We start from the raw sequence: 26,223 nt of genomic DNA on the forward strand, positions 1-26,223 counted from the left end.
TTATCCTTGTGCTAATCGTTTCAGCACATTAATCCATTTGGGGTCGTCATTCAAACTTTCTACCATCGTGATCTCTTCTCCTCCTAGCGACTTAAACTCATTTGCATATTCCACCCGAATTTCATCCAATGTTTCTATACAATCTGCTACAAAAGCTGGGCTAAACACCAATAGTTTTTTATATCCTTGCTCCGCCATCTGGTGCAAAGTATCTGATGTATAGGGCTGAATCCATGGCGTCTTTCCTAAGCGCGACTGGAAGCAAACCGAATATCGCTCTTTTGAGAGACCCAATTTTGTCGCTATTGCGCGCGATGTCGCGTAACACTGTGACAGATAACAATGTGCTTTTTTGTTCTCTTTACAGGAACCGCAGCCCGAGTCCGGGCATTTTAGCGCGCCTGTAGGATCGACCTTACCAAGCTGTCTCACAGGCAATCCGTGATAGCTGAATAGCACATGGTCATATTCTTCGATGGGATATTGACGTCCATGATTGGCATACGTCTCGCACATTTCTTCGTCATCGCAATAATTACTAACGAAAGTTACCTGCGGAAAGTATTGCCAGCCCCGCATTATCTCCATTACTTTATCAATCACCGAGCCTGTTGTTGCGGAAGCATATTGCGGAAAAAGAGGAATCACCCGAATAGACTCCAACTTCATCGTTTCCATTTTTTTCAGTACCGAAGCGATAGATGGGTTTTGGTAGCGCATCGCCAACTCCACATGGTAATCCTCTCCCAATTCCTGTTGCAGCAGATCACGTTGCAATTCACTGTAATACATTAGAGGAGACCCTGTTTTTTCGTCCCATATGGTACGATAGGTTGCGGCTGAAAGTGGAGCACGTTTTGGAACAATCGCTCCTTTCACCAATAATGTACGCCCTAGATATGGAATATCCATCACCCGAGGATCCATTAAAAACTCTGTCAAATACCTACGCACATCAGCTGTTGTAGGGTTGTCCGGTGTGCCTAGTTGCACCAAAAGAACTCCTTTTGTAGCGCTCTTATTCATTTCGTACAAAAATAACCATAAATTACAGGGAAGAAGGGAAAACCCAGATAATATGAGAATAACATGACCGAGCCTAAAACTGCTCGAGTGTTTGTTTTACATTTTTCATGAGCCACATGGGCGTCGATGTAGCACCACAAATCCCCACGGTGTCGTTAGGTTCGAATAGCGTTTCGTCCAATTCTGCTGGGTCAGAGATAAAATAGCTTTGGGAATTTGCTTGTCTGCACACATCATAAAGTACTTTTCCATTGGAAGATTTCTTACCGGATACAAATACAATCTTATCGTATTGACGGGCAAAATCACCTAAATCTTCGTAGCGATTGGACACTTGCCGACATATCGTATCGTTGGCTTTTACTTCATAGCCTCGATTTTGCAACTCTTCTTTAATAGCATAAAATTTATCGACGCTTTTTGTGGTTTGGCTATACAAGGTAAAAGATGAAGGAAGTTCGACATGATCCAATTCTTCTAAGTCTTGAAACACGATTGCTTCATTGTTTGTTTGCCCTTGTAGTCCGATTACTTCTGCATGACCATGTTTGCCAAAAATCAAGATTTTTTCCTGTCCGTCATAAGAGGTCTTGATCCTGTTTTGTAGTTTAAGCACCACTGGACACGAAGCGTCAATAAGCGTAATATTGTTCTCTAATGCCGTACGATATGTTTCAGGAGCTTCTCCATGCGCACGAATCAAAACTTTCTCATTCTGTAGATTGGCTAAATCTCCATGCCCGATAATACGCAGGCCTTTTGCTTTTAAGCGGGCTACTTCTTCGTCATTATGAACAATATCGCCCAAACAATATAAATATCCATCTTCTTCCAGGATTTCTTCCGCCATATCAATAGCATAAACAACACCAAAACAGAAGCCGGAGTCTTTATCAATAGTTACTTGAAGATCTTTAGCCATACTTTACAAAAGTAAAGATTATTTTGTTAATAACCTCTTCCACCAAGACTTCTTAATACCCACGTACCATCGACTATTTTCTTCTTTTACGGGAAATACGTCGATATAGTTCCCTTGCCCTTCATCACCCTTTCCGGTTTGCAAATCGAATCGATGTCGATGATAAGAACAAACTAATTTTTCACCTTCACACCAACCGAGGCTGAGATCGGCTCCTGCATGTGGACAACGACTCGAGGTAGCATAAAGCTTTCCGTTCAATAAAACGATGCAAAGCTTTTTACCTCCGACCTCCGCTCTCTCAATTTTCCCTTCTTCGCGAGGTTTCTTTATGGCAAACCATTCTATGTTATCCTTCTCCATACCTAAAGATAATAAAATTGTAATGACTGTTAATTGCATTAAAATAAAAAAGAGACGCCTAGGCGTCTCTTAAAAATATCAATAAATCGTTAGACTCTTAATCTATTGGAATTTCTTTGCATTTATCTTCCGTTCGTTTTCTGTTAGGTAGATTTTACGCAAACGGATGGATTGCGGTGTCACTTCGATATATTCATCTGCTTGGATATATTCCATACATTCTTCTAATGAAAATTTAATAGCAGGTGCGATACGCACGTTATCGTCTGAACCAGATGCCCGCATATTCGTCAATTGCTTTCCTTTTGTCACGTTGATTGTTAGGTCATTATCCCGGATATGCTCTCCCAGGATTTGACCTTCGTAGATATCTACTCCCGGATCAACGAAGAAACGTCCACGGTCTTGCAGCTTGTCAATGGAATACGCCGTGGTTGTACCTGTATCCAACGAAATTAATACGCCTGCCAAACGACCTGGAATGGTTCCTTTCCAAGGCTCATATCCTTTTAGACGATGTGCCATGACTGCTTCACCAGCAGTAGCCGTCAACACATTATTCCGCAATCCGATGATACCTCTGGATGGAATAGAGAATTCCAAGTGTTGCATTTCTCCTTTGGTTTCCATCACCAGTAGCTCCCCTTTACGTTGGGTAACCAGCTCGATCACTTTCCCTGACACATCTGCAGGAACATCGACAACCATATCTTCGATCGGCTCACATTTCACGCCGTCAATTTCTTTTACGATTACTTGCGGTTGCCCCACTTGTAATTCGTATCCTTCGCGGCGCATCGTTTCAATCAATACCGATAAGTGCAGAATACCACGACCATACACCAACCAAGCATCTGGAGATTCCGTAGGCACGACACGCAAAGCCAAGTTCTTCTCTAATTCTTTCTGCAAACGATCGTAAATATGACGAGAAGTCACAAACTTACCTTCTTTACCAAAGAATGGGGAGTTATTAATTGTAAATAACATGTTCATCGTAGGCTCATCGATGTGGATCACCTCCAATTGCTCTGGATTTTCAAAATCAGCTATCGTGTCTCCAATTTCAAAGCCTTCTATACCAACTACCGCACAAATGTCGCCAGCTTGTACTTCCGATACTTTAGCTCGGCCTAAACCTTCAAATATCTGCAATTCCTTTACGCGGGATTTTACAACTTTTCCATCACGTTTCACTAAGGAAACAGGTTGGCCTTCTTTGATCGTACCACGTGCTACACGTCCGATAGCGATACGGCCAACAAATGTAGAGTAGTCTAACGACGTGATCTGCATCTGCAAAGTACCTTCGGAAATTTTAGGTGCCGGTATATGTGAAACGATAGCTTCTAATAAATCTGTGAAATCTGTTGTAGGCTGCTTCCAGTCTGTAGACATCCAGCCTTGTTTAGAAGAACCATATAATACCGGGAAATCCAGCTGCTCTTCCGTCGCTCCCAAGTTGAAAAATAGATCGAATACTTGTTCGTAGACCTCGTCCGGGCGACAGTTTTCTTTATCTACTTTGTTCACGACGACGATAGGTTTGATCCCCAATGCCAATGCTTTCCCCGTAACAAAACGAGTTTGTGGCATCGGACCTTCAAACGCGTCTACCAATAATACCACTCCATCTGCCATTTTCAATACACGCTCCACTTCTCCACCGAAATCGGCGTGACCGGGCGTATCGATAATGTTGATTTTGGTATCTTTATATCTTACGGATACGTTTTTGGACACAATCGTGATACCGCGTTCACGTTCCAGGTCATTGTTATCCAAAATCAATTCTCCCGTATTTTCGTTATCTCTGAATTGATTTGTATAATGTAGGATTTTGTCAACGAGGGTTGTTTTACCGTGGTCAACGTGTGCGATGATCGCAATATTTCTGATGTTTTGCATTGAGCGATAATGTATTATAAAAAATTTGAGGTGCAAAGTTAATCATTTTGCACCTCAAATTTTTATTTTTAACTACAATAATTTATTATTTTATTACCTTGAGGTCTTTCCCTACTTTCGTAAAAGCGGCAATAGCCTTATCTAGGTGCTGTTTATCGTGTGCGGCGGAAAGTTGTACACGGATTCGGGCTTTACCTTGCGGCACGACAGGATAATAAAAACCTATTACATAAATACCCTCTTCCAACATCTTAGCAGCAAACTCCTGTGCCAATTTAGCGTCGTAAAGCATCACCGGAACAATCGGATGAAAACCGGGTTTAATATCAAAACCAGCTTCCGTCATCTTTTCACGAAAATATTTCGTGTTATTTTCGAGTTTATCACGAAGCTCGGTTGTTTCACTCAACATATCCAATACGGCGACAGAAGCGCCTGCAATTGCCGGAGCCAGCGTGTTCGAAAACAAATATGGGCGTGAGCGTTGGCGTAACATATCAATAATTTCTTTACGTCCTGAAGTGAAACCACCCGAAGCACCACCCAATGCCTTACCTAGGGTTCCCGTGATAATATCCACACGGTCTATCACATCAAAGAGCTCGTGTGTTCCCCGACCGGTTTTTCCTATAAAACCGGAACAGTGAGATTCATCAATCATTACCAAGGCTTCATATTGGTCTGCTAGGTCACATATCTTATCCAACGGTGCAATAGAACCATCCATGGAGAACGCTCCGTCGGTTACAATAATTTTATGGCGAGCTCCCGAAGCCGCTTTCAATTGCACTTCCAAATCTTCCATATCACAGTTTTTATATCGGAAGCGCTGTGCCTTACATAAACGCACGCCATCTATAATAGATGCATGGTTCAGTTCATCGGATATAATAGCATCTTCCGCACTAAGCAATGGCTCAAAAACACCACCGTTTGCATCGAACGCTGCTGCATATAAAATGGTATCTTCTGTACCTAAAAATTCGGATATTTTACGTTCTAATTCTTTATGAACATCTTGTGTTCCACAGATAAAACGGACGGACGACATACCATAACCATATTGATCAACCGCTTTCTTTGCCGCTTCTATCACTTTCAGGTGAGACGACAACCCTAGATAATTGTTCGCACAAAAATTGATGACTTCCTGCCCTGTATTAACTTTGATGTCCGCTCCCTGCGGTGTCACTATAATACGTTCTTCCTTATACAGACCTGCTTCTTTAATCGCTGCAAGCTCTTTTTCCAATGCTGGTTTTAATGTTTTGTACATATTTATCCTCCCTTAATCTTCACGAAGATAAGGGGATATTTTGGAATACGACGTATGAAATCGTTTGCTCAATTTTACTCATACCGCAAAGCCTCCACAGGGTCTAGTTTAGAAGCCTTTGAAGCGGGATAATAGCCGGACAACATCCCCACTCCGACACATACGGACATTCCTAAAACCGCCCATTTCCACGGAATAATAAAGTCTGCTCCTAAAGCCAACGCCAATAAGTTGCCTATGGCAATACCGACGACAATACCTACAATCCCCCCAAGCACGCAAATAACAATGGCCTCCATTAAGAATTGCTTCCGAATAACGGCAGGAGTTGCTCCAATTGCCTTGCGCACACCGATTTCACGTGTCCGTTCGGTTACAGAAACCAACATGATGTTCATCAGACCAATCGAAGCTCCAACTAATGTTATAAAGGCGATAACAACAGCACCCAAGGTCACGTAAGCAAGATTCTGCATCAGTATCTGCGCCACCGCATCGGATTTAACAATTTCAAAGTCGTTTGTTTGTTTAGCCGTCAATCCCCTAATTTTGCGAAAGGTTGCAATAGCCTCTCCTTCTGCCCCTTCCATTTTATAGGGGTCCGTAGTCATGACAGTAATCACATAGGAAGGGTTTCCCTGAGCCATCATAGCCCTTCCTCTTGATAAGGGAATAAAACACGTTTTATCCGATCCAAATCCCGCACTGGAGCCTTTGCTTTCCAATACTCCAATCACCGTAAACCGTTCTCCTCCTATGGTGATATATTCCCCTATCGGATTCTTATTATTTTTGAACAGTTTACCCTTGACCTCTTCACCTATAATCACCACACCGTGGGCATTCTCAACATCTTGCGTGGTAAAATCTCGTCCGTCTGAAAGCTTATATCCCGATGTCTGTAAATAATTATCATCAACACCTATTACTCCAATATTGGGATTTGTCTTCTCGGCCATATACTTAGCTGTCGCTCCCCACGTGACGTTTGCACTGAGTGAAACGATAGCGCTGTAGTCAAATCTTTCCTTAAACGCCAATGCATCTCGGTATGTAATGGACGGAAAAACTTTTGCCTGACTTCCGGAGGCACCAATCTGAACATTCACGCCACGATTACGGATATTGAACGAATTTGACCCCATAGATGAAAAGGAATTGGTCAGTGAGCTCTGCATGGCGTCGATGGAAGTCAATACACCGATAAGGGCCATGATGCCTATTGCAATGATCAGTGCTGTGAGAAAAGTACGCAACTTATTGCTTACAATGGATTGTAAGGCAAGTTTAACATTCTCACGGTAAGACATATTAACAGACATGGCGCGTTATTTCATCCAAAATAAACGAAATAATATGGAAAAACAAATAAATCAGTTTGCCAGTTGCCAAGTCTGGGTTCGGCCAATTAAAGAAAAACCTACATAGCCTCGCACAAGAAGTTTATTTCCTTCCCTGGTAATAGTACACTTATACGTTTTTCCATTTTTGGGATCTGTGATAGTTCCACCAGAAAACTCGTCACCTTTTTTTGTTATTCCACGGATAATCTCCAGACCTAATAAGGGTTGATTCTTGCGATCATCTTTACACTGAATACATTTATCGTTCTCTGGCTTAACGAGAAGCTTGCTAATTTTTCCGTAATATTTTCCATCTGCTTTCTGGAAAACCTCTACAATGGATTTCGCGTCTCCCGTTTCATCGTCTATGGTTTTCCATTTTCCGATTATATTCTGGTTGCTTTGTGCTACAGCATGAAGTCCAATCAGCATACTTAACCACACAAATAATATCTTCCTCATGTGTTTTTGTTTATAATTATTCCCTATGTTAAAGGTATCAAAAAGCATGCAGAAAATTGGCCATTAAACATATTAACCGTTAGAACAATTATACAATGTTTCGCTCCTGCTGTAACAAGGACGACAGGTTGTATTGTAGATCAACAACTTCTCCTATCACGATAATTGCCGGATGCGACATGCGCGCTTCTTGGCTAACTTTCACGAGGTCCTTGACTTTGCACACTACCTTCTTTTCATCTGTCCGAGAAACCTGCTGTATAATAGCTGCCGGTTTACTTCCTTTACCGTGCATCAGATATATTCTGGCGATTTCAGCTAGCTTGCGCATACCCATATATATGACGACGGTAGAATTACAGTGGACGGCCAATGAAAGGTCAGCCGTGATATCGCCGTCCTTTTTCATGCCTGCCAAGGCCCATATCCCTTCACTAACACCACGATGAGTCAACGGTATATCGCTCAGTCCGGCACCTTGCATGCTGCTAATTCCAGGTATATATTCGACATCCATCCCGAGCTCCTTTGCAACGAACCACTCTTCAAATCCCCTACCAAATATATAAGGGTCACCACCTTTTAATCTTACTACTTTTGAAAAACGTTCACAATAATAGGCAATTAAGGCATTTATATCTTCCTGCGGAACATATTTACCATAAGGATGTTTACCTACATATATTTTTTTGCATTTTTCAGAAGCTATATTTAACATTTCTTCATTAACCAGGTTATCATAAAGCAAAATTTCAGCATTTTTTATAGCTCTATATGCTTTTATAGTCAATAATTCCAAGTCACCCGGACCAGAACCAACTATTTTTAGACTTTTAACTATTTTTTTCATTTAAAAAACTTAAAAATTCACAATAAAACAATCAAAAATAAAAATTAACATGATATATATCATAAAATATTTGATTTTTTAATATAAAAATACATAAATTAGCAAAAGTAAATCACAAATAGTCGTTTTTTACCTCTAAATACCTGAAAAATGAAAACAAAAACAATAGTAATAATCGGAAATGGGATGGTCGGACATAGATTTTGCGAAAAATTACTTGAAAAAAATAGCAATTTTAAATTAATAGTGTTCGGAGAGGAACCAATCCGTGCTTATGACCGCGTACATCTTACCGACTACTTCGGAAAAAAGACATTGGATGACCTATTTTTATCAAAAAATCAATGGTATGACGAAAATAACATCGATTTATATCTCCATGATCCCGTAATCCATGTCAATACAACCGAAAAACATGTTGTTTCCCAAAAAGGTATCTGTCAGCACTATGATTATCTGGTTTTGGCAACAGGATCCTCGGCCTTTGTACCCTCTATTCCGGGAGTAGATAAGGAGGGTGTGTTTTTATACCGAACCATCGACGACCTTAATCTTATAAAAAGATACGCTGCAAACAAAGAGAAAGGCACTGTAATAGGTGGTGGGCTATTGGGCCTTGAGGCAGCCAAAGCATTGGTCGATCTAGGCATAAACGAGACGGCAGTTGTGGAATTTGCTCCACGGCTTATGCCCAGACAGATTGATGACATGGCCAGCAGCATATTGCAAAACAAGCTACAGGCACTTGGGTTGACCTGCTTCCTGCAAAAATCTACAACCCAAATACTAGGCAAAAATAAAATAACAGGGCTTGCATTCGCTGATGGCTCTCAATTGGACAGCGACATCTTGATCATATCGGCAGGGATCAAGCCTCGCGATGAGTTAGCAAAAGCTGCGGGACTAACCGTTGGATCTCGCGGAGGAATCGTGGTAGATGAAAATATGCGCACGTCCGATCCCTCTATCTTCGCCATTGGTGAATGTGCGCTTTATAACGAAATGATATACGGCTTGGTAGCCCCCGGATATGAAATGGCAGAAGTAGCGGCAACAACTATTTCCGGTGAGCAGAAATCTTTCTCCGGGTTTGATATGAGCACCAAATTGAAATTAATGGGTGTAGACGTCGCCAGCTTTGGAGATCCCTTTATCACCGAGCCCCATGCACGAACCATTCTTTTGGAAGACAAAAACAAAGGTATTTACAAACGGCTCAATATCAGTCCGGATGGTAAAAGACTATTAGGTGGTATTTTGGTAGGTGAAGCAGCGAGTTACAATATGTTATTACAGACCGTAAATAACAATATGCTATTACCCGAACACCCTGAAACACTCCTTTTAGGAGAACAAAGTGAAAGTAAGCCCGCCGGCGCGGGACTGGAATCCCTACCAGATTCCGCATTGATTTGTAGTTGTGAGGGTGTTACAAAGGCACAGATATGCGATGCCGTTATCCAACAGGGGTGCGAAAATGCAGATAGCATAAAGAAATGTACCAAAGCCGGTTCTCGTTGTGGCGGCTGCGTCCCTATGGTCAAAGACATGGTAGCATATACCATGAAGAAACAGGGCAAATATATTCGTAACACCATATGTGAACACTTCAACTTCAGCCGACAAGAGTTATTTGATCTTATCAAGATCCATGATCTAAGAACCTACGATAGTGTGCTGGATAACCTTGGAACAGGGCATGGTTGTGAAGTGTGCAAACCATTGGTTTCTTCACTACTAGCAAGCCTTTGGAACGAAATGATATTAGGAAAGGGAAATGATGTCGCTCAAGATAGTAATGATCGCTTTTTGGCTAATATACAACGGGGCGGAACCTATTCTGTTGTACCACGCATACCGGGAGGGGAAATCCAACCGGAAAAACTTATCATTATCGGGGAAGTCGCTAAGAAATATGGGCTTTATACCAAAATCACGGGCGGACAGCGCATCGACATGTTTGGAGCGCACCTCAATGACCTTCCTTTTATATGGGAAGAGCTAATTGCCGCAGGTTTTGAAAGTGGACATGCCTACGGAAAAGCTTTACGCACGGTAAAAAGCTGTGTAGGAAGTACGTGGTGTCGTTTTGGTCTTCACGATAGTGTATCCTTTGCTATTCAGATCGAAGAACGGTATCGTGGGATCCGATCTCCACACAAATTGAAATCCGCCGTCAGCGGTTGTATCCGGGAATGTGCCGAAGCCCAAAGCAAGGATTTTGGAATTATAGCGACGGAGAAAGGCTGGAATTTGTATGTATGCGGAAATGGTGGCAGCAAACCTCAACATGCACATCTCTTGGTGAGTGATATCGATAGTGAAACTTGTATTCGTTATCTGGATCGGTTCCTCATGTTTTATATCCACACCGCCGATCCATTAACACGTACGGCTACCTGGTTAAATAAAATGGAAGGAGGCGTCGATTACCTCCGGAATGTCGTTGTAGAAGATAGCCTCGGAATGGCTGAAACCTGGGAAAAAGAGATGCAGGCATTAGTAGACGCCTATCAATGTGAATGGAAGGTCGCGGTTAACAACCCTGATATACGCAAGCGATTTGTTCATTTTGTGAATGCTCCTTCCGAAAAAGATGAAACGGTGAAATTCGAAGAAATGCGCGGGCAAAAGAAAGCTGCTGACTGGAATGCCCCAATAACCTATTAATCAATAAAAGACAAAACTTTAATACAATATCATTATGGAAACGTTAACAACCACTTCATGGAAATTAGCTTGTCGAGTAGAAGATACCATTGAAAATGGAGGTGTCTGTTTAAAACTAGAGGATCAGCAGGTTGCTTTGTTCTATTTCAAGCGCCGTAATGAATGGTACGCCACGCAGAATGAATGCCCCCATAAAAAGCAAATGATCCTGAGTCGCGGCATGATCGGATCGTTAGGAGACAAACCCAAGATCGCCTGCCCTTTTCACAAGAAAACATTCGCACTGGACACTGGCGAATGTCTCTCCGGCGATGAATGCGCCATCAAAACCTATCCAGTAAAAGTGGAAGACGGGTTCGTATATATTGCATTACAAAACTAATACATGATCACCGTAATCCATCGCAACATGAAGACAAATCGCACCTTTTGTACGATAGCATTTATAATGCTGACAGCAGTTTTACATGCGCAGCATAAAAAAATTAGTGCCCAAGCTTTTGACGGTATTATTGTAGCGGGCTATGCGGACAACGGCGCATATATTAACTGTACCGGACCTGCCGTGAAATATACCACACAGAAATGGAATCTTATGTTGGGATTTTTACCCTCTGTCAAAATTAAAGAAGACACCTCCGCCGTAAAGAATGCTACGCTTACCCCCACATTAGGTTTTGGTGCTACCTTAACCATTTTTAAGCATCTGGCAATACAGGTACCGACATTCTATATACCCAAGACAAATGTGGACAATGGGAGGTGGACTTTAGGTATCGGTTTGGGATATAAGATATAACCACATGAGAGAAATGCATAGCAGATTTTTTAGCGATCATCTTCAACTGCCGTTTATTGGCAAGAAGGGTCTCGACAAATTAAAATGTACCCGCGTTCTGGTGGTTGGTGCCGGAGGCCTGGGTTGCCCTGTGATTTCTGCACTAGCCTCTAGCGGTATCGGATATATTGGAATACTCGACGGCGATAAAGTTGAGCTCAAAAATCTGGCGCGCCAATATCTCTACACACCAGCACAAGTTGGAGAATGGAAGACTGCAGCTGCCGTCACCCATTTAAGGGACCGATATCAGGAAACGATCTTCAAAGCATATCCATTTTTTGTAGATGAAACCAATATTCATGCGATATTTTCTGCATATGATATCGTCATCGACGCCACAGACAATTTCCCATCTCGATTACGAATCGGTCATGCGGGTATTCAACTTGGTATACCTATCGTATACGGATCTATTTTCCGTTCTGAAGTACAGATTACCGTGTTTAATAACGAGACACAGCGCCTGGCCATAGATGATGTATTTACCCTGCAGCCGGCCGGCGAAGGGATGGGTTGCGAAGTTTCGGGCACTTACGTCATCGGCAGTATGGTAGCGGGTATGCTGATGGCAAATGAGGTCATCAAAGTGTTGTTGGATTTGCCAGACAAACTGACGGGTAAATTGCTTTTATTCGATGTACTCTCCCTTCAGAAACGAGTCATTAATTTTTCTTTACAGTCCGGTCCAACAGAGACCACCCTAGAAATGAAGGCATGAGAGATATAAACCATAAAATTAGCACGTTACGTACCGCATCCGCTAACGCCGTTATATATATCACGGAATCCACGGCTATCAAGATTAAACAAGATAAGTTGCCAAAAGGGAATCTACTGGATGTTGCCCGGGCAGCAGCATTTTTGGGTGCAAAGGCCACCCCGCAGTTACTTCCACACTGCCATCCCGTCAATATTGACGGGATGCAGGTCGATTTCGAGTATATCTATCCCAGCTCCCATCCAGATTTTTTTATTGGAACACCGCCATTGCGTGCCGGGATATTGATTACGGTAGCGGCCAAGTCGATTGGTCGTACCGGTATAGAGATGGAGGCGCTGACCGCCGCATCCATAGCAGCGCTCGAGCTTTATGATATGTTAAAACCTGTCGACGATCAATTGGAGATCGGTCATATCCGGCTAGCGAAAAAAACAGGTGGTAAATCTGATCATAATCATTTCCTGGCACCGCTGGCTACCTGTGCTGTTTTGGTCTGTTCCGATGCTACCGCTAGCGGGCAACGACAGGATAATAGTGGGCGAAAAATCGAAGAAATGTTGCAGGCTACCGGCGCACAGGTACTGGATTACCAAATCGTTGCAGATGAAAAACCGCTCATCCAACAAGCCATCGAAGCCTGGGTTGACCAAGATATACCCTTTATTTTTACAACGGGCGGAACCGGATTGGGACCACGAGATGTAACCGTGGAAGCTGTTTCCGAATTAGTAGACAAAACTGCAGATGGCATTGTCGAAGCCATGCGCGGACACGGGCAGCAACGGACGCCATTGGCTATGATGAGCCGTTCCGTTGCCGGCACAATTCGCAACTCACTTGTCGTCACATTACCTGGAAGTACCAACGGCGTGAAGGAATGTTTAGAGGCTATTTTGCCAGCCTTGTTTCATGCCCGGAAAATGATGATGGGAGGAGGACATTGATATGCTGACCTATCTGGAAGCCCGGGACAAGATTCGAAGCATGGTAAAGCAGCTTCCCGTAGAACACGTACCACTCGCCCAATCCTTAAATCGTGTACTGGCTCATCCCATCTTCGCAGACAGGGATTATCCTCCATTTAACCGCGCGGCGATGGACGGAATAGCCATACGCATGGACGATTGGAATAACGGCATCCGGGAATTCCGTATTCGGGACACCATTTTTGCGGGGATGGAAACGCCTACAACTATTGCAGCCGGTGAATGCTATAAGATCATGACCGGCGCCGCTTGCCCCCGTGAAGCAGACACCATCATCCGCAAAGAAGATCTCATCTATACCCCAAACGAAACAGCTCTTATCCTCGGCGAAACTGTCTCGCGTGGGCAGCACCTCGCACAACAAGCAGAAGATCTGAAGAAAAGCGAGCTGGCCGTTACCGCGCCTCGGGTTTGTGATATCTCGTTGACCGGAACGTTGGCAGCTTTAGGTATCCACCTTGTACCCGTTTATAAAATGCCCACAGTAGGGATTGTCACAACCGGCAATGAAGTGGTAGAGATCCAGCAGCAACCAACGCACTTTCAAATCCGCAACAGTAATCAATATCTATTGCTCGCGCTTTGCGAACAATGGCAATTACCCATTCGGTCTTGTCAGCATGTGTCAGATGAACCCAAAGCGTTATCAGCGGCCCTGAAACAAGCCACGCAGCAGCAACTCATCCTGATCAACGGCGGTGTTTCTGCTGGCGATGCCGATCATGTGCCCCAGATTTTACGAGAACTGGGCGTAGAGATACTATTTCATAAAGTCTCCATTAAGCCCGGCAAACCCCTTTTGGTGGGATTCTTACCAGAAGGCAAGATCATATTTGCGTTGCCCGGAAACCCCTTATCATGTTTCATGACTTTCAAACTATTTGTGGAGGAGTATCTCCACGGATGTCTGGGGTTTACGAACGAACGTTTCCAAAAGGTGAGATTAGCAGTTCCCAGATCGAAGAAATCTTCCCTCGACGAGTTTTTTCCTGTTTTTCGGCATCCCGAAGAGTACGGATACACCTGGAAACCTCACCACGGCTCAGGGGATATAACAGCGACCGTCGGATGCGACGGCATCGGCTGGCATGTCCATAACAAACAAGAAATCACAAAAAACGACACCATACCGGTGCTCTCTTTGCACCCTTTTTTTAACATCATTTAAACTATACTAACGATGCAACAGAACCAATCTCCCCTTTCAAAGCTTAACATCTTTTCGTTTAAAGGCGTTCAGATGCGTACATTCCATATCACCTGGATAACATTCTTTTTCTGTTTCTTTGGATGGTTTGGTGTAGCGCCTTTGATGCCCATGATTCGCGATCAGCTGAATTTGACCAAAAGTGAGGTCGGTAATATCATTATAGCGTCCGTCTCTGCTACCATTATTGCCCGTTTACTGATCGGGAAGTTGTGCGACACGTTAGGTCCACGCATCACCTATACCATTTTATTAATTGTGGGCGCTATCCCGATCATGTTTATCGGCCTCAGCAACAGTTATGCCTCTTTTTTGCTGTTCAGATTCTGTATCGGCATTGTTGGCGCTTCTTTTGTCATCACCCAATTTCACACATCTATGATGTTTGCTCCCAATATTGTCGGCACCGCCAACGCTGTAACCGGTGGGTGGGGAAATCTCGGCGGTGGTGTTACCAATTTGGTCATGCCATTAATTGCTGCGGGTTTTGCCGCGATGGGTTTTGTTAGCGAAGCGGATTCATGGAGACTCGCCATGGTTGTCCCTGGCATCATCTTGCTACTCATGGCTTTTATATACTACCGATACACCACAGATACACCAGCGGGGAATTTCAACGATTTGCAGAAAAGAGACGTGCCCGCTTATCAGAAAAAAAGCAAGGGATCGCTTGTGGAGGCATTGCAGGACTATCGCGTATGGGTATTGACACTCGCTTATGCCGCCTGCTTCGGTATTGAGATAACCGTAGATAACGTAGCTGCGATATTTTTTATAGACCGTTTTGGAACCAGTATCATTGTAGCGGGTGCTATGGCCGGCATATTCGGTGGCATGAATATTTTCGCCCGTGCACTGGGAGGTATCGTGAGTGATAAAGTCGGCAGGCGATTCGGACTAAAAGGAAAAGGAACATTGTTAGGGCTGCTTTTAGTTTTGGAAGGCATTGGTATTGCTTTGTTTGCCGCTTCCGGCTCTTTGGTCTTCGCTATTGTTTCCATGCTGATTTTCGCATTGTTTCTGAAAATGGCCAATGGCTGCACATACGGAATCGTCCCTTTTATCAATAAAGACAATATTGGTGTCGTCAGTGGTATAGTAGGTGCCGGCGGAAACATCGGCGCCATGTTGGTTGGTTTTCTGTTCAAGTCCGAAAACTTAACCTATGCAGATGCCTTTCAATATATTGGTGTAGGGGTCGTGTTCATCGGTTTGCTCGTTGCGGTGACTAGATTCCAGCCAAAGCCCGCCATCAAAAACAGCATAGAGACAGGAGAGCTCGACTTTCAACAATAAACATCAATTGATTTGCCTTTTGTCAGACATGAAAGAAAAAGAAGTAACAAGTACCTGTTGTTATTGCGGTGTCGGATGCGGCGTGAAAATTCGGCTGGATAAGCACGATTCCGTGACGGTAACAGGCGATGAGGAGCATCCGGTCAACCGGGGGAAATTGTGCAGCAAGGGCATGAATCTACAATACACGGTAAACGATAAATCGGATCGTCTGCTTTATCCGCAAATGCGATATCACCGCAACATGCCGATGCAACGGGTAAGTTGGGAAGACGCATTAACCCGTACAGCAGCTGTATTCCGCACGATGATAGATAAGTACGGTCCAGACGCCGTCGCTTTTTACGCGTCCGGCCAGTGCCTCACGGAAGAATATTATGTCATCAATAAACTTATAAAAGGCTTTATAGGCAGCAACAACATAGACACCAATTCACGCCTATGTATGAGCAGCGCCGTTGCCGCCTATAAAATGGCCCTGGGTGAGGACTCCGTGCCTATTTGCTACGATGATATTGAACTCTCCGACTGCTTTTTAGTGGAAGGCGCCAACCCCGCTTGGTGCCACCCCATTCTTTGGCGTCGGGTAGAAGCCCACAAAGCAAACCACCCACAGACTAAAATCATTTTGGTCGATCCTCGAAAAACAGATACAGCAGCCATTGCTGACCTGCACCTACAAATTCAACCCGGTACAGATATCGTTTTGAATTATGCTATTGGCCGGCTTTTGATTGAAAATGATGATATTGATTACCATTTTATAGCACACCATACAGAGGGATTTGAAGATTATAAAACACGTGTATTTGAGCGCACCATAACAGAGGCAGCACATATTTGCTGTATACCCGAATATGAAATCCGTCAAGCCGCAACCTATATAGGTGAATCCAAATCCCTATTGACCATGTGGACGATGGGACTTAACCAAAGTGTGAAAGGTGTGGATAAAAATCTATCCCTCATTAACCTCAACTTGATCACGGGAAAAATCGGTAAGCCGGGTTCCGGACCTTTCTCATTAACAGGTCAACCAAATGCTATGGGAGGCCGGGAAGTCGGTGGTCTGGCTAATTTATTGCCTGCACACCGTGATCTGAAAAACGAAATACACCGACAGGAAGTGGCTGATTTTTGGGGAGGAACTACGCTATCCGACAAACCGGGCCTTACAGCAACCGAAATGTTTGAGGCACTAGCCGACGGCAAGCTGAAAGCTGTTTGGATATTGTGTACTAATCCGTTGACAAGCCTACCCGATACACGAAAAGTAGAACAGGCCTTGGAAAAAGCTAAATTTGTGGTAGTACAGGAAATCAGCAACAAGCCTCAAACCTTAGCCTATGCGGACGTTATTTTGCCCGCAGCCGCCTGGGCAGAAAAAGAAGGAACAATGACCAATTCCGAACGCAGAATCAGTCATTTGCACAAAATCATCGAACCTCCGGGCGAAGCACTCCCTGACGCCGAAATTATCTGTCGCTTTGCCAAAAAAATGGGTTTCAAAGGTTTTGATTACCCAAACACCGAAGCCATATACAAAGAACACACGCGACTCACCGCTAAAACAAATCTGCATATCGAAGGGCTGGATTATGTACAGATTGACAAACATAAAACCATTCAATGGCCCTATAATAAGCGACGGAAAATAGGAACAACGCGTTTATTTGCCGATCATGATTTCTATACCCCGTCCAGAAAAGCAATTATCCATAGCCCCGACACGGATCTCCAAAGTGAATTACCGGACACTGCCTTTCCTTTTATTCTGACCACCGGACGCATCCGTGACCAATGGCATACCATGTCCAAGACCGGTAAAGTCAGTAAGCTGAAACAGCATATCAGCGAATCTCAGCTCGAAATTCATCGCGATGATGCCGAACGTCTCGGTATAAACGACGGGCAATTGGTCGAAATCACCTCAAGACGAGGCCATGTACGTGTCAAGGCCAGTCTCAGCACCAGCATAAAGGCCGGTTGTGTCTTTCTCCCCATGCACTGGGGAAAGCTTGGCGACACCGACTTACATCGGGCAAATAACCTCACCAACCCCTTGGTGGATCCCATTTCAAAAGAGCCAGATTTTAAATTCTGCGCCGTACAGGTAGTTCCTTATAAGAAGCCGTTTGAACGCATTGTGATCGTCGGCGCCGGCGCCGGCGCTTTTGGTTTTGTCAAAGCTTTCCGAGAAATCAATACAAGGGATGAGATAACGGTGATCAGTAATGAAAACCTGCCCTTTTACAACCGGGTCATGCTACCGCATTATGTAAGCGGCGATCAACAATGGGAGGAGCTCGTCAAAATGCGGGATGAGGAAGAAAAAAATGTCTACGGCATTAACCATATCAGAGGCGTTACGGTGACCCGCATCGATCGTGCGCATAAATACGTGGAAGATTCAAGAGGAATAAAAACACCTTATGACACCTTGATCCTCGGCACCGGCAGTCGGTCGGCGATGCCCAAAGATATTCCATCGTTACCGGGGATATTCAGCATCAGACATCGTTCGGATGCCGATAATCTCCGTAAATTCCTCCGTAAGGACGCTTCTGTCGTCATTATCGGAGGCGGGTTACTGGGCTTGGAGATGGCGGCGAGTTTGCGGGAAATGGACGTACAGGTAACGGTTGTACAGCGTGTTTCGCGCTTTTTGAACCGGCAATTGGATGTACTCGGCAGCCAATTGCTCCACGAAGAAATGATTGACCAAGGCTGTGATGTCTTTTACAACGATGAGGTACAACTCTATTACGGCAGAAACAAGGTCAATAAGGTGGAATTAAAGAGTGGCAGACAGATCAAATGCGATGCCGTTATCGTTGCTATCGGTACGACGCCCAATATTGAGCTGGCAAAAGCCGCCGGATTACATTGTCAGCGTGGGGTGGTGGTAAACAATAGATTACAAACAAGTGATCCAGCTATCTACGCCATCGGCGAAATTGCAGAATTTGAAGGGATCATGTACGGCTTTTCGGCTGCTGCCGAACAGCAAAGTGCTGTGGTGGCCCGTTATCATAACGGTGACATCGGCAGTATTTATCAGGGTTCTGTCTTTATGAACATCATTAAGATACAGGGCTTCGATCTCTGTAGTATTGGTATTGTCGATTGTCCGAACGAGGAATATGAAGAGATTGTATTTATTGACAAGGCAAAGCGCTATTATAAAAAATGTATTATTTACCAGGATCGCTTAGTAGGCGCTGTGCTTATTGGTGATAAGAATGAATTCCTAGAATTCAAAGACCTGATCACCAATAAGACAGAACTTAGTGAAAAACGTCTGCAGCTATTACGTAGCGGTAGCGCAAAAGAACCGGTTATTGGCAAGTTGATTTGCAGTTGCAGCCAGGTAGGTGAAGGGAACTTGCACAAGCTCATCCAATCCGGATGCACAGCGTTGAAAGCATTATGCGAAACCAGTGGTGCCGGAACAGGCTGCGGCTCTTGCCGTCCACAGGTGATGGCAATTTTGGATAGTTTTTTAGCCGAAAAAGAAGAAATGGAGGTCATGAATGGCTAAGCAGACACTACCGGAATGGCAACACGTAAAAATCAATCTGCCCGGAGGCTATGTATCGGTGGGTGATTTTAAGGCCATACTGGAAGCGGCGCATGCGGCAGATGTAAAAACCGTTAAAATCGGCGCACGCCAACAACTGCTTTTCTCTGCCTCCCCGGCGCAAATGGAAGATATCGAATATCAGCTCTTCAATCAAGAACTGCTGTATGAAGTGAATGAAAACCATTATCCAAATATGGTTAGTTCTTATGTGGCCGACGGGCTTTACAATCAGCCACATTGGTTGAGAGAAGGAATTTATAAGGATATTTTAGCCTCCTTTGAGTATACTCCAAAACTAAAGATCAACATCGTCGATGCGAATCAGTCGTTTGTACCTTATTATACCGGCAACCTGAATTTTGTATCCTCAGGCGTGGGCAATTATTGGCATGTATATATCCGATGGCCCAAAACAAATCAAGTAAGGAGCTGGTCATCACTCATTTATTCCATGGATATTGCCGCCATTAGCAAGGAACTGGAAAGCGCCATAATGGATAACGAAGATATAGCAGAAGACGACATTACTACGCTATGTGCGGATCTGGAATTAAAAATTAAAGCGTCGGGTGCGTTTCATTGTCAACAAGCCCAAGAACCGTTAACGGAATCGGATTTCCGTCTTCCCTATTATGAAGGCTTTAACCAATATGACGATAAATATTGGCTAGGCATTTACCGGCCAGACGAGTGTTACACCGTTTCCTTTTTGCTGGACGTTTGCAACGTCTGCCAGACGTCTCGGGTGGGCCAGATCTATACGACGCCCTGGCGGTCACTCATTATTAAAGACATCCGGCAGCAAGATCGCAAAGGATGGGATATCATTCTCGACAGACATCGTATTAATTTGCGCCACGCTTCCAACGAGCTAAACTGGCAAATCGAAGACTGGTGTGAACCGGCATTGAAATTGAAGCGTTCCATCGCCCGATATTTCGATCGTTGGAATATTCGAACTTATCGGCTATGCTTTGGCATCAAGATTGGATCAAACAGCGGCATTTGGGGTTCGATTATCATCAAACAGATCAACGATGGGAACCGTGAACCCTGCTTCGATGTTTTCCACACGCAAGATTTCAAGGCCAACTCCTATAACCTCGTTCTCTATAAACAACGTGTCACCGAGAAATCGTTACCCGCGACCCTAAAAACACTTTGTGATTGCTTTTACGATGCTACATTACAAAACAGCCTTCCGGTGTCTGAACATCATCCCTCCGATTTACCGGAGTTTTCGCATAGCGCCCCGCAGCAATCCTTATTCCGTTGTCCACATTGCCTCAGTATTTACGATCCCGCTTATGGGGATGTATTAGCGGCAATAGAACCAGGCATTGCCTTCGACGATCTACCTGCAGATTATACCTGTGGTCTATGTGGCTCTCCCAAGAAAGAATTTATAGCATTTGATCAAATCAACACCATCCCTTTAAAGCATTGACATGGAACTCTATTATATCGCATTCGTCCTATTCGTTGTTGGTTTCTTGTATGCCTCTGTTGGACACGGAGGTGCCAGCGGTTACATTGCTGTCTTTTCTATTTTTTCCATTCCGGTAGCACAATACAAACCGCTTATATTAATGCTCAATATGCTTGTTGCCGGCACAGGGTTCTTCCAATTTCGCCGTGCCGGGCACTTCAGGTGGTCTACCTGTTGGCCATTTTTGATCACCTCTATTCCAACAGCATTTCTAGGTGCCCGGTATGCGCTTGAAGGGAAAGTCTATTTTGTGCTACTCGGTCTTGCCCTCATATTGCCTACCATCCGGCTACTCGGTATAACCCCCAAGGAGCACCAAAAGCGTAAAACGGTAAATATACCATTGGCATTACTCATAGGCGCCATTATCGGCCTTTTGTCGGGTATGCTCAATATCGGCGGCGGTATCTTTCTAAGCCCGCTACTTATCTTGTTGGGTTGGACCAATGCCAAAGAGGCTGCGGCTACTTCTGCCATTTTTATAACATTAAATTCTTTCAGTGGCTTGCTCGGCAACACCACACCGATATACATTGATCCATCATTTGCCCTATGGTTTTCTGCGGCAGCTGTCGGAGGATTTACCGGGGCGTATTTTGGAAGTGCACGTTTCCAGATGGCAACGGTACGCACCTTGCTGAGTGTAGTGCTCCTGATCGCTTGTTGTAAACTATTATTTTTTATGTAATGCACACCTTGACAGACCCTATCGGAAGATCATTCAGCGTCCTACGCGTAAGCCTATTAGATAGATGCAACTTTGCGTGCACTTATTGTGTATGTGAAGATGGGCTCACCACAACAACACCGAAATCTGCGGTATTGTCCAGCGATGAACTCATCGATCTCATAGGTCGTTTGCACCATCTGCTGCATCTACAGACGATCCGTTTAACAGGGGGTGAGCCACTGCTATATCCCGACCTTACCAAGTTAACAAAGGGCATCCGACAATTGGGCATCCAAGATATCCGCATGACGACAAACGGCTTTTTGCTCGCGAAAAAAGTGGTTGCTCTCCAACAAGCTGGTCTTCGGTCCATCAATGTCTCGCTGGATGCATTATCCGAAAGTTCCTTCTATAGGGTAACCAAGCGGACGGGGCTAAAGCACGTAGTCGAAGGCATAATAGCCGCCCAGGAAATAGGATTGGAGGTGAAAATTAACACCGTGATTATGGCCGGTGAAAACGATCAGGAGATTTTGCCTTTACTGGATTTTGCGTTCCGGCACGGCATTAAAATACGCTTTTTGGAATTGATGGGCATGGGTCACCTATTTGGCGATACCGACAGTAAGTTCTTCTCCCGGCAAGCCATACTGGACAGAATAAGTAGCGTCTATGAAATCCACGAGCAGGTAAAGAAATACGGAGACACCGCTACATATTGGCGTACGTCCTGCGGGCATAGCTTCGGAATCATTGCCAATGAGAGCCAGCCTTTTTGTGCAGACTGCAACCGCCTGCGACTAGACTGCCAGGGGAATATTTATGGCTGTTTAAGTAGCAACACGCCTATACCGCTTCGGGAGGTTAATAGTCAGCAAGGATTGGAGGCGGGCTTACACGCCGCATTGAGGCAAAAACAAATGCGGTTTTCCGGAAGTGAAATGAGTATGTTAACAATTGGAGGATAAATATGATTACTGTGGAATTTTTTGCGGGATTGAAGGATTACTTCCCGCCCGTTATGGAGGTCCGAGAGACTCCAGAAGACATCAATTCTTTACGACGCTACCTGATTGATCAGCAATCGTTTGCCAAAACATTACTAGAGCAATGTCGGTTTGCCGTAGATGATACGTTTGTCCATGAGGATTACCCGCTTCGTCAGGGCGATCTTGTCTTAGTCATTCCACCCAGTAGCGGAGGTTAACGATGATACATCTAAGCACTGAAAAAATCGATGTAATGGCACTTTGGGAGCAGGCGCATCATCCAGCAGCAGGGGGCGTTGTATTGTTTAGTGGAGAAGTGCGGAATAACCACCAGGGAAAAGAAGTTTCGCATCTTTCTTACGAGGCCGCCGAGCAGATGGCCAACAAGATGATTGCCGCATTACTGGATGAAGCAAAACAACGCTGGGAGCTACAGGTTGCCATCGCCGTCCATCGGTTAGGCAAGGTTTCGGTTATGGAAACAGCAGTGGTGGTCATTACAGCGGCTGCCCATCGCGCGGAAGCCTATGCAGCCAATCAATATATCATCGATCGTATCAAACACCAGGTACCCTTATGGAAATGTGAGCATTTTGTGGATGGTGAACGAGCTTGGGGAGGACACTGCGCCTGCCAGCAGAAGTCAACAGGCAATATGGAACTATAGTTTTATCAATGGAAAATACAGCACATATCTTGTTAGGGCTGGTCCTATGCGGCGGTAAAAGCAGCCGTATGGGAACCGACAAAGGACAATTACGCAAGGATGGTCGTCCTTGGGCCATACATATGGCCGATAGGTTGGAAAGTCTGGGGCTGAAAACATATCTTTCCATTAATCCGCTCCAGCAAGAAGCCTACGGTCAGATTTTTCCTTCCGAAAGCTTGGTCATCGATCAAGTCGACGTAGAGGGCCCTTTGGCAGGTTTGTTAAGCACCCATCAGTTATTTCCCGAAGCAGACATCCTTGTGCTGCCTTGCGATATGATTGATGTAGAAACGCCATTATTACAGCGGCTAATGGACATTCGCCGGCAGATCGTGCAAGCAGATGTATATCTGTTTGAAAAAGAGGAACAGGTCGAACCCCTGTGTGCCATTTATACTGCTTCCGGTCTACAGAAATTATCTATTGAATATAAAAATGCCCGCCTAACAAACTTTTCGGTAAGACGTGCGATAAAAAACCTTTGTGCGGTAAAACTCCCCACAGCCGGAAACAGGAAAGATTTCCGGAACTACAATACGCCAGCGCATATTCGTAAATGGCAAAAGAGTGAGTTACATTGAAAAAATTATGAAAAAAACACTTTCCATCCTGTTACTCTGTCTACCATATGTCCTCCCGGCACAGACAGCAAACCAACCTGAAAAATCTGTCCGTTCTTTCGAGCTTGGCGAAGTGGTGGTGACGGCGGCTAATCCCGCCGATAGCTTATCCGCTGTCTATGCGGATGATATGGCTAACTATAACCGCACTACCGTAGGTGAAGCATTGAATATGCTTCCGGGTATTCATTTAGCAAATATCGGTGCGAGAAATGAGTCTGTCGTATATCTAAGGGGTTTCAATTTACGGCAGACCCCCGTATTCATTGATGGCGTTCCGGTCTATGTACCCTATGATGGATATGTTGATATGGGACGTTTTACAACATTCGATCTGGCGAAGAGGAGGGCGTGAAGCTTGGTAGGATGCTATTCTACGAAACGCGGCTTTCCGCCCGTAATACCGTGTCTTGCGTATGCTGCCATAAACAACAGTACGCCTTTGCTGATAACCGTCGATATAGTACAGGTCACGATGGCCGTTTGACAACCCGCAATGCGATGGCACTTGTAAATTTACTGTGGGTCAAACAGTTCCCTCATTTTCAAATCCTTTCAACTAAATAATCATAATCTGATACGAAAACTATATTATTATACGCTTTAACGCCCGTTTTAACTATATTGATCATGGGGAGAATCCATGCCCAAGTACTTTTGGAAATCGGTGGCGATGTAACCCAAAAATGTGCATTGACGATGGCGGAGTTGAATCGTTTACCTATGCAGCGTTATGCGGCCACGCGCCAACAAGGTGATATGGTGTTATATGATGTCGTTCGTTTGGTGGATGTTTTGGCATTGGCAGGTGTACCCACCAGAGATCAGCTCAAGGGAGAGGAATTGCAAAAGCTGGTTGTCGTGACAGCCGGCGATGGTTATAAAGTTTTGTTCACACTACCTGAGCTTGATCCGAAAACGGATGAAGCTGCGGTTTTGCTCGCTATCGGACAGGATGGGAATCTCTTGAATAAGGCGGTTGGTCCCTTGCGGATCATTGCTCCAAACGACAGATTACATTCACGTTGGGTACGGGAGGTCAGATATGTCGATATCGTTTATAGTCGAGATTAATGTCCGAGAGGAAATTGCTACTACGATTTACTATGACTAAGAAGTTTTGCCCTATCCTTTATTTTGACACGCTTATCAACCGACTCTATAACGCCCTCCGTCACCAACTCGGTCATCATACGGTATACACTTTCGTAGGTCGACCCCACATACGCCGCCAGATCTGTTCTGGATAAAATCAATTTGATATACCCTTCCTCATCAATCCCCATTTTCTCCTCCAACTGAAAAAAACTCCATGCAAGCCTTCCCTTAACCGACAAATGAACCTGATTAGTCGCTTTTCGCTCAGAAACCTGTAATTCATCCGCATAAAACATCAACATGGCGTACGTTAGCGCCGGATTCGTTCTCAATAATTTTTTAAAAAAATCGAAGGGAACAAAACACAGTACGCAATTTTCTAGACAAGTGGCCGATATCGGAAAAGTAGGTTTATCTCCCGGCATACCACGATGTCCTATAATATCGCCTTTGTTAGCAAAACGTACAATACTTTCTTTATCTCCATGTCTTTTATGTACTTTGACCAATCCTTCTTGCACAAAATAGACTCCTTTAGCTTCCTCTCCTTCATCAATGATTTGCTGCCCCTTTTTTGCCTTGATAATCTGTCGCCGGATATCGATATTTTCCCACCAATCTCGCCCGGCATGGCGGCACATAAAGCAAGAATGATCACAATTATTCAACTTTTTGCTCATCTATTTAATTTAAGAAATTAATTCTCCATTTACAATATTAATCTTTTATGAGCGCTAAACGAATAAGTGCTATTAAGAAAATTCCACCCTTTGGCACTTTTTTTGATTAGGTTAAAAGTATAAATTACATTAGCACACAACTTATTATGAGGTTTATTATCAACTTATTTATTACAGGCGCAGTGATTGCTATCGCGGCCTATATCGTCCCCGGGGCACATGTAGCCGGTTTTTGGTGGGCAATTGTAACTGGTTTGGTTATTGGATTGGTAAATGCCATTGTAGGCGGTATTTTAAGACTGTTCACTTTCCCGTTAAATTGGCTTACGTTTGGCCTTGTTTCTTTTATCATTACCATATTGATGATCCTATTAAGTGACAAACTTATGGGAGATAAATTTGATGTAGAAGGTTTCTGGACAGCTGCTCTGTTTGCTATCGTAGTAGCTATCATCGAAATGATATTTGGCAGTATCTTCGTTGGGGGAGAAGATAGAAGACGCCGATAAGGTAT

Annotated in this window: 27 protein-coding genes; 18 read left to right on the forward strand and 9 right to left on the reverse strand. The window is 44.2% G+C overall.

Annotated elements, in window-relative coordinates; all coding sequences use genetic code 11:
- The 8 genes from hemH to cobA all read right to left on the reverse strand — a co-directional run bounded on the left by hemH (position 1) and on the right by cobA (position 8,150).
- Positions 1-1,026: a ferrochelatase gene (hemH, locus tag H8B21_RS03995; protein WP_190312473.1), complete on the reverse strand. Its 1,026-nt coding sequence runs from the start codon at positions 1,024-1,026 to the stop codon at positions 1-3.
- A gap of 73 nt (positions 1,027-1,099) precedes the next feature.
- The gene (locus tag H8B21_RS04000; protein ID WP_190312474.1) at positions 1,100-1,948 is read right to left on the reverse strand and encodes a 4-hydroxy-3-methylbut-2-enyl diphosphate reductase; all 849 of its coding nucleotides are present in this window, start codon (positions 1,946-1,948) and stop codon (positions 1,100-1,102) included.
- 18 nt (positions 1,949-1,966) lie between these two features.
- Entirely contained in the window at positions 1,967-2,311 is a 345-nt protein-coding gene (locus H8B21_RS04005) for a Rieske (2Fe-2S) protein (protein WP_190312475.1), read from the reverse strand.
- 102 nt (positions 2,312-2,413) lie between these two features.
- A complete protein-coding gene (gene typA, locus H8B21_RS04010) occupies positions 2,414-4,219 on the reverse strand; it encodes a translational GTPase TypA (RefSeq protein ID WP_190312476.1) in 1,806 nt (601 codons plus the stop codon).
- Between the two features lie 85 nt (positions 4,220-4,304).
- On the reverse strand, positions 4,305-5,495 hold the full coding sequence (gene kbl, locus H8B21_RS04015; RefSeq protein WP_190312477.1) for a glycine C-acetyltransferase: 1,191 nt from the start codon (positions 5,493-5,495) through the stop codon (positions 4,305-4,307).
- A 74-nt stretch (positions 5,496-5,569) separates the two neighbouring features.
- The gene (locus H8B21_RS04020; RefSeq protein WP_190312478.1) at positions 5,570-6,817 is read right to left on the reverse strand and encodes an ABC transporter permease; all 1,248 of its coding nucleotides are present in this window, start codon (positions 6,815-6,817) and stop codon (positions 5,570-5,572) included.
- A 51-nt stretch (positions 6,818-6,868) separates the two neighbouring features.
- On the reverse strand, positions 6,869-7,300 hold the full coding sequence (locus H8B21_RS04025) for a DUF2147 domain-containing protein (RefSeq protein ID WP_190312479.1): 432 nt from the start codon (positions 7,298-7,300) through the stop codon (positions 6,869-6,871).
- 88 nt (positions 7,301-7,388) lie between these two features.
- The gene (gene cobA / locus H8B21_RS04030; protein WP_190312480.1) at positions 7,389-8,150 is read right to left on the reverse strand and encodes a uroporphyrinogen-III C-methyltransferase; all 762 of its coding nucleotides are present in this window, start codon (positions 8,148-8,150) and stop codon (positions 7,389-7,391) included.
- A gap of 150 nt (positions 8,151-8,300) precedes the next feature.
- Between cobA and nirB the strand changes: the two genes are divergently transcribed.
- From nirB to H8B21_RS04115, 17 genes are all read left to right on the forward strand, one after another.
- Positions 8,301-10,820, forward strand: a complete 2,520-nt coding sequence (gene nirB / locus H8B21_RS04035; protein WP_190312481.1) for a nitrite reductase large subunit NirB — start codon at positions 8,301-8,303, stop codon at positions 10,818-10,820.
- Between the two features lie 34 nt (positions 10,821-10,854).
- Entirely contained in the window at positions 10,855-11,202 is a 348-nt protein-coding gene (nirD, locus tag H8B21_RS04040) for a nitrite reductase small subunit NirD (protein WP_148917271.1), read from the forward strand.
- A gap of 27 nt (positions 11,203-11,229) precedes the next feature.
- Positions 11,230-11,619, forward strand: a complete 390-nt coding sequence (locus H8B21_RS04045) for a hypothetical protein (RefSeq protein WP_223814821.1) — start codon at positions 11,230-11,232, stop codon at positions 11,617-11,619.
- A 13-nt stretch (positions 11,620-11,632) separates the two neighbouring features.
- Positions 11,633-12,379 (forward strand): HesA/MoeB/ThiF family protein, encoded by a 747-nt coding sequence (locus tag H8B21_RS04050; RefSeq protein ID WP_223814878.1) that lies wholly within the window; start codon positions 11,633-11,635, stop codon positions 12,377-12,379.
- On the forward strand, positions 12,376-13,326 hold the full coding sequence (gene moaCB / locus H8B21_RS04055; RefSeq protein WP_190312483.1) for a bifunctional molybdenum cofactor biosynthesis protein MoaC/MoaB: 951 nt from the start codon (positions 12,376-12,378) through the stop codon (positions 13,324-13,326). Before H8B21_RS04050 ends, moaCB begins: the two co-directional genes overlap by 4 nt.
- A gap of 1 nt (position 13,327) precedes the next feature.
- Complete coding sequence (locus H8B21_RS04060) at positions 13,328-14,536, forward strand: molybdopterin molybdotransferase MoeA (RefSeq protein WP_190312484.1); 1,209 nt, start codon at positions 13,328-13,330, stop codon at positions 14,534-14,536.
- Positions 14,537-14,548: 12 nt separating this feature from the next.
- Positions 14,549-15,871 carry an MFS transporter gene (locus tag H8B21_RS04065; RefSeq protein WP_190312485.1) on the forward strand — a complete coding sequence of 441 codons (1,323 nt, stop codon included), beginning with the start codon at positions 14,549-14,551 and terminating at the stop codon, positions 15,869-15,871.
- A gap of 28 nt (positions 15,872-15,899) precedes the next feature.
- Positions 15,900-19,412: a nitrate reductase gene (locus H8B21_RS04070; protein WP_190312486.1), complete on the forward strand. Its 3,513-nt coding sequence runs from the start codon at positions 15,900-15,902 to the stop codon at positions 19,410-19,412.
- Positions 19,405-20,901, forward strand: coding sequence for a rubredoxin (locus tag H8B21_RS04075; protein WP_190312487.1), 1,497 nt, complete (start codon positions 19,405-19,407; stop codon positions 20,899-20,901). The genes H8B21_RS04070 and H8B21_RS04075 overlap by 8 nt, the downstream gene beginning before the upstream one ends.
- Position 20,902: 1 nt before the next feature.
- Complete coding sequence (locus H8B21_RS04080) at positions 20,903-21,631, forward strand: sulfite exporter TauE/SafE family protein (protein WP_190312488.1); 729 nt, start codon at positions 20,903-20,905, stop codon at positions 21,629-21,631.
- Entirely contained in the window at positions 21,631-22,581 is a 951-nt protein-coding gene (gene moaA / locus H8B21_RS04085; protein WP_190312489.1) for a GTP 3',8-cyclase MoaA, read from the forward strand. Before H8B21_RS04080 ends, moaA begins: the two co-directional genes overlap by 1 nt.
- Positions 22,582-22,583: 2 nt before the next feature.
- Positions 22,584-22,820, forward strand: coding sequence for a MoaD/ThiS family protein (locus tag H8B21_RS04090; RefSeq protein ID WP_190312490.1), 237 nt, complete (start codon positions 22,584-22,586; stop codon positions 22,818-22,820).
- Between the two features lie 2 nt (positions 22,821-22,822).
- Positions 22,823-23,269 (forward strand): molybdenum cofactor biosynthesis protein MoaE, encoded by a 447-nt coding sequence (locus H8B21_RS04095; protein ID WP_190312491.1) that lies wholly within the window; start codon positions 22,823-22,825, stop codon positions 23,267-23,269.
- Between the two features lie 8 nt (positions 23,270-23,277).
- Complete coding sequence (mobA, locus tag H8B21_RS04100) at positions 23,278-23,892, forward strand: molybdenum cofactor guanylyltransferase (RefSeq protein WP_190312492.1); 615 nt, start codon at positions 23,278-23,280, stop codon at positions 23,890-23,892.
- A gap of 7 nt (positions 23,893-23,899) precedes the next feature.
- Positions 23,900-24,286: a TonB-dependent receptor plug domain-containing protein gene (locus H8B21_RS04105; protein WP_190312493.1), complete on the forward strand. Its 387-nt coding sequence runs from the start codon at positions 23,900-23,902 to the stop codon at positions 24,284-24,286.
- A gap of 11 nt (positions 24,287-24,297) precedes the next feature.
- Positions 24,298-24,498 (forward strand): cytochrome-c peroxidase, encoded by a 201-nt coding sequence (locus H8B21_RS04110; protein WP_190312494.1) that lies wholly within the window; start codon positions 24,298-24,300, stop codon positions 24,496-24,498.
- A 63-nt stretch (positions 24,499-24,561) separates the two neighbouring features.
- Complete coding sequence (locus H8B21_RS04115; protein ID WP_190312495.1) at positions 24,562-25,005, forward strand: molybdopterin-dependent oxidoreductase; 444 nt, start codon at positions 24,562-24,564, stop codon at positions 25,003-25,005.
- 20 nt (positions 25,006-25,025) lie between these two features.
- Here the strand turns inward: H8B21_RS04115 and H8B21_RS04120 are convergent, their stop codons facing one another.
- The gene (locus H8B21_RS04120; protein ID WP_190312496.1) at positions 25,026-25,709 is read right to left on the reverse strand and encodes a Crp/Fnr family transcriptional regulator; all 684 of its coding nucleotides are present in this window, start codon (positions 25,707-25,709) and stop codon (positions 25,026-25,028) included.
- A 146-nt stretch (positions 25,710-25,855) separates the two neighbouring features.
- On the opposite strand from H8B21_RS04120, the gene H8B21_RS04125 reads away from it, so the two are divergent.
- The gene (locus H8B21_RS04125; protein WP_190312497.1) at positions 25,856-26,218 is read left to right on the forward strand and encodes a phage holin family protein; all 363 of its coding nucleotides are present in this window, start codon (positions 25,856-25,858) and stop codon (positions 26,216-26,218) included.
- Positions 26,219-26,223 lie beyond the last annotated feature (5 nt).

The organism is Sphingobacterium chuzhouense (assembly GCF_014692525.1).
Taxonomy (GTDB): domain Bacteria; phylum Bacteroidota; class Bacteroidia; order Sphingobacteriales; family Sphingobacteriaceae; genus Sphingobacterium; species Sphingobacterium chuzhouense.

What these genes read in the sequence shown, in the direction of transcription:
- H8B21_RS04005 (WP_190312475.1), bottom strand. Translation starts at nt 2,311, where the DNA reads ATGGAGAAGGATAACATAGAATGGTTTGCCATAAAGAAACCTCGCGAA.
- H8B21_RS04025 (WP_190312479.1), bottom strand. Translation starts at nt 7,300, where the DNA reads ATGAGGAAGATATTATTTGTGTGGTTAAGTATGCTGATTGGACTTCAT.
- H8B21_RS04075 (WP_190312487.1), top strand. Translation starts at nt 19,405, where the DNA reads ATGGCTAAGCAGACACTACCGGAATGGCAACACGTAAAAATCAATCTG.
- H8B21_RS04105 (WP_190312493.1), top strand. Translation starts at nt 23,900, where the DNA reads ATGAAAAAAACACTTTCCATCCTGTTACTCTGTCTACCATATGTCCTC.
- H8B21_RS04120 (WP_190312496.1), bottom strand. Translation starts at nt 25,709, where the DNA reads ATGAGCAAAAAGTTGAATAATTGTGATCATTCTTGCTTTATGTGCCGC.
- moaA (WP_190312489.1), top strand. Translation starts at nt 21,631, where the DNA reads ATGCACACCTTGACAGACCCTATCGGAAGATCATTCAGCGTCCTACGC.
- moaCB (WP_190312483.1), top strand. Translation starts at nt 12,376, where the DNA reads ATGAGAGATATAAACCATAAAATTAGCACGTTACGTACCGCATCCGCT.
- typA (WP_190312476.1), bottom strand. Translation starts at nt 4,219, where the DNA reads ATGCAAAACATCAGAAATATTGCGATCATCGCACACGTTGACCACGGT.
- H8B21_RS04095 (WP_190312491.1), top strand. Translation starts at nt 22,823, where the DNA reads ATGATACATCTAAGCACTGAAAAAATCGATGTAATGGCACTTTGGGAG.
- H8B21_RS04000 (WP_190312474.1), bottom strand. Translation starts at nt 1,948, where the DNA reads ATGGCTAAAGATCTTCAAGTAACTATTGATAAAGACTCCGGCTTCTGT.
- H8B21_RS04045 (WP_223814821.1), top strand. Translation starts at nt 11,230, where the DNA reads ATGAAGACAAATCGCACCTTTTGTACGATAGCATTTATAATGCTGACA.
- H8B21_RS04080 (WP_190312488.1), top strand. Translation starts at nt 20,903, where the DNA reads ATGGAACTCTATTATATCGCATTCGTCCTATTCGTTGTTGGTTTCTTG.
- cobA (WP_190312480.1), bottom strand. Translation starts at nt 8,150, where the DNA reads ATGAAAAAAATAGTTAAAAGTCTAAAAATAGTTGGTTCTGGTCCGGGT.
- H8B21_RS04060 (WP_190312484.1), top strand. Translation starts at nt 13,328, where the DNA reads ATGCTGACCTATCTGGAAGCCCGGGACAAGATTCGAAGCATGGTAAAG.
- H8B21_RS04115 (WP_190312495.1), top strand. Translation starts at nt 24,562, where the DNA reads ATGGGGAGAATCCATGCCCAAGTACTTTTGGAAATCGGTGGCGATGTA.
- H8B21_RS04125 (WP_190312497.1), top strand. Translation starts at nt 25,856, where the DNA reads ATGAGGTTTATTATCAACTTATTTATTACAGGCGCAGTGATTGCTATC.
- H8B21_RS04070 (WP_190312486.1), top strand. Translation starts at nt 15,900, where the DNA reads ATGAAAGAAAAAGAAGTAACAAGTACCTGTTGTTATTGCGGTGTCGGA.
- hemH (WP_190312473.1), bottom strand. Translation starts at nt 1,026, where the DNA reads ATGAATAAGAGCGCTACAAAAGGAGTTCTTTTGGTGCAACTAGGCACA.
- H8B21_RS04020 (WP_190312478.1), bottom strand. Translation starts at nt 6,817, where the DNA reads ATGTCTGTTAATATGTCTTACCGTGAGAATGTTAAACTTGCCTTACAA.
- H8B21_RS04050 (WP_223814878.1), top strand. Translation starts at nt 11,633, where the DNA reads ATGCATAGCAGATTTTTTAGCGATCATCTTCAACTGCCGTTTATTGGC.
- H8B21_RS04065 (WP_190312485.1), top strand. Translation starts at nt 14,549, where the DNA reads ATGCAACAGAACCAATCTCCCCTTTCAAAGCTTAACATCTTTTCGTTT.
- H8B21_RS04090 (WP_190312490.1), top strand. Translation starts at nt 22,584, where the DNA reads ATGATTACTGTGGAATTTTTTGCGGGATTGAAGGATTACTTCCCGCCC.
- kbl (WP_190312477.1), bottom strand. Translation starts at nt 5,495, where the DNA reads ATGTACAAAACATTAAAACCAGCATTGGAAAAAGAGCTTGCAGCGATT.
- H8B21_RS04110 (WP_190312494.1), top strand. Translation starts at nt 24,298, where the DNA reads ATGCTATTCTACGAAACGCGGCTTTCCGCCCGTAATACCGTGTCTTGC.
- nirB (WP_190312481.1), top strand. Translation starts at nt 8,301, where the DNA reads ATGAAAACAAAAACAATAGTAATAATCGGAAATGGGATGGTCGGACAT.
- mobA (WP_190312492.1), top strand. Translation starts at nt 23,278, where the DNA reads ATGGAAAATACAGCACATATCTTGTTAGGGCTGGTCCTATGCGGCGGT.
- nirD (WP_148917271.1), top strand. Translation starts at nt 10,855, where the DNA reads ATGGAAACGTTAACAACCACTTCATGGAAATTAGCTTGTCGAGTAGAA.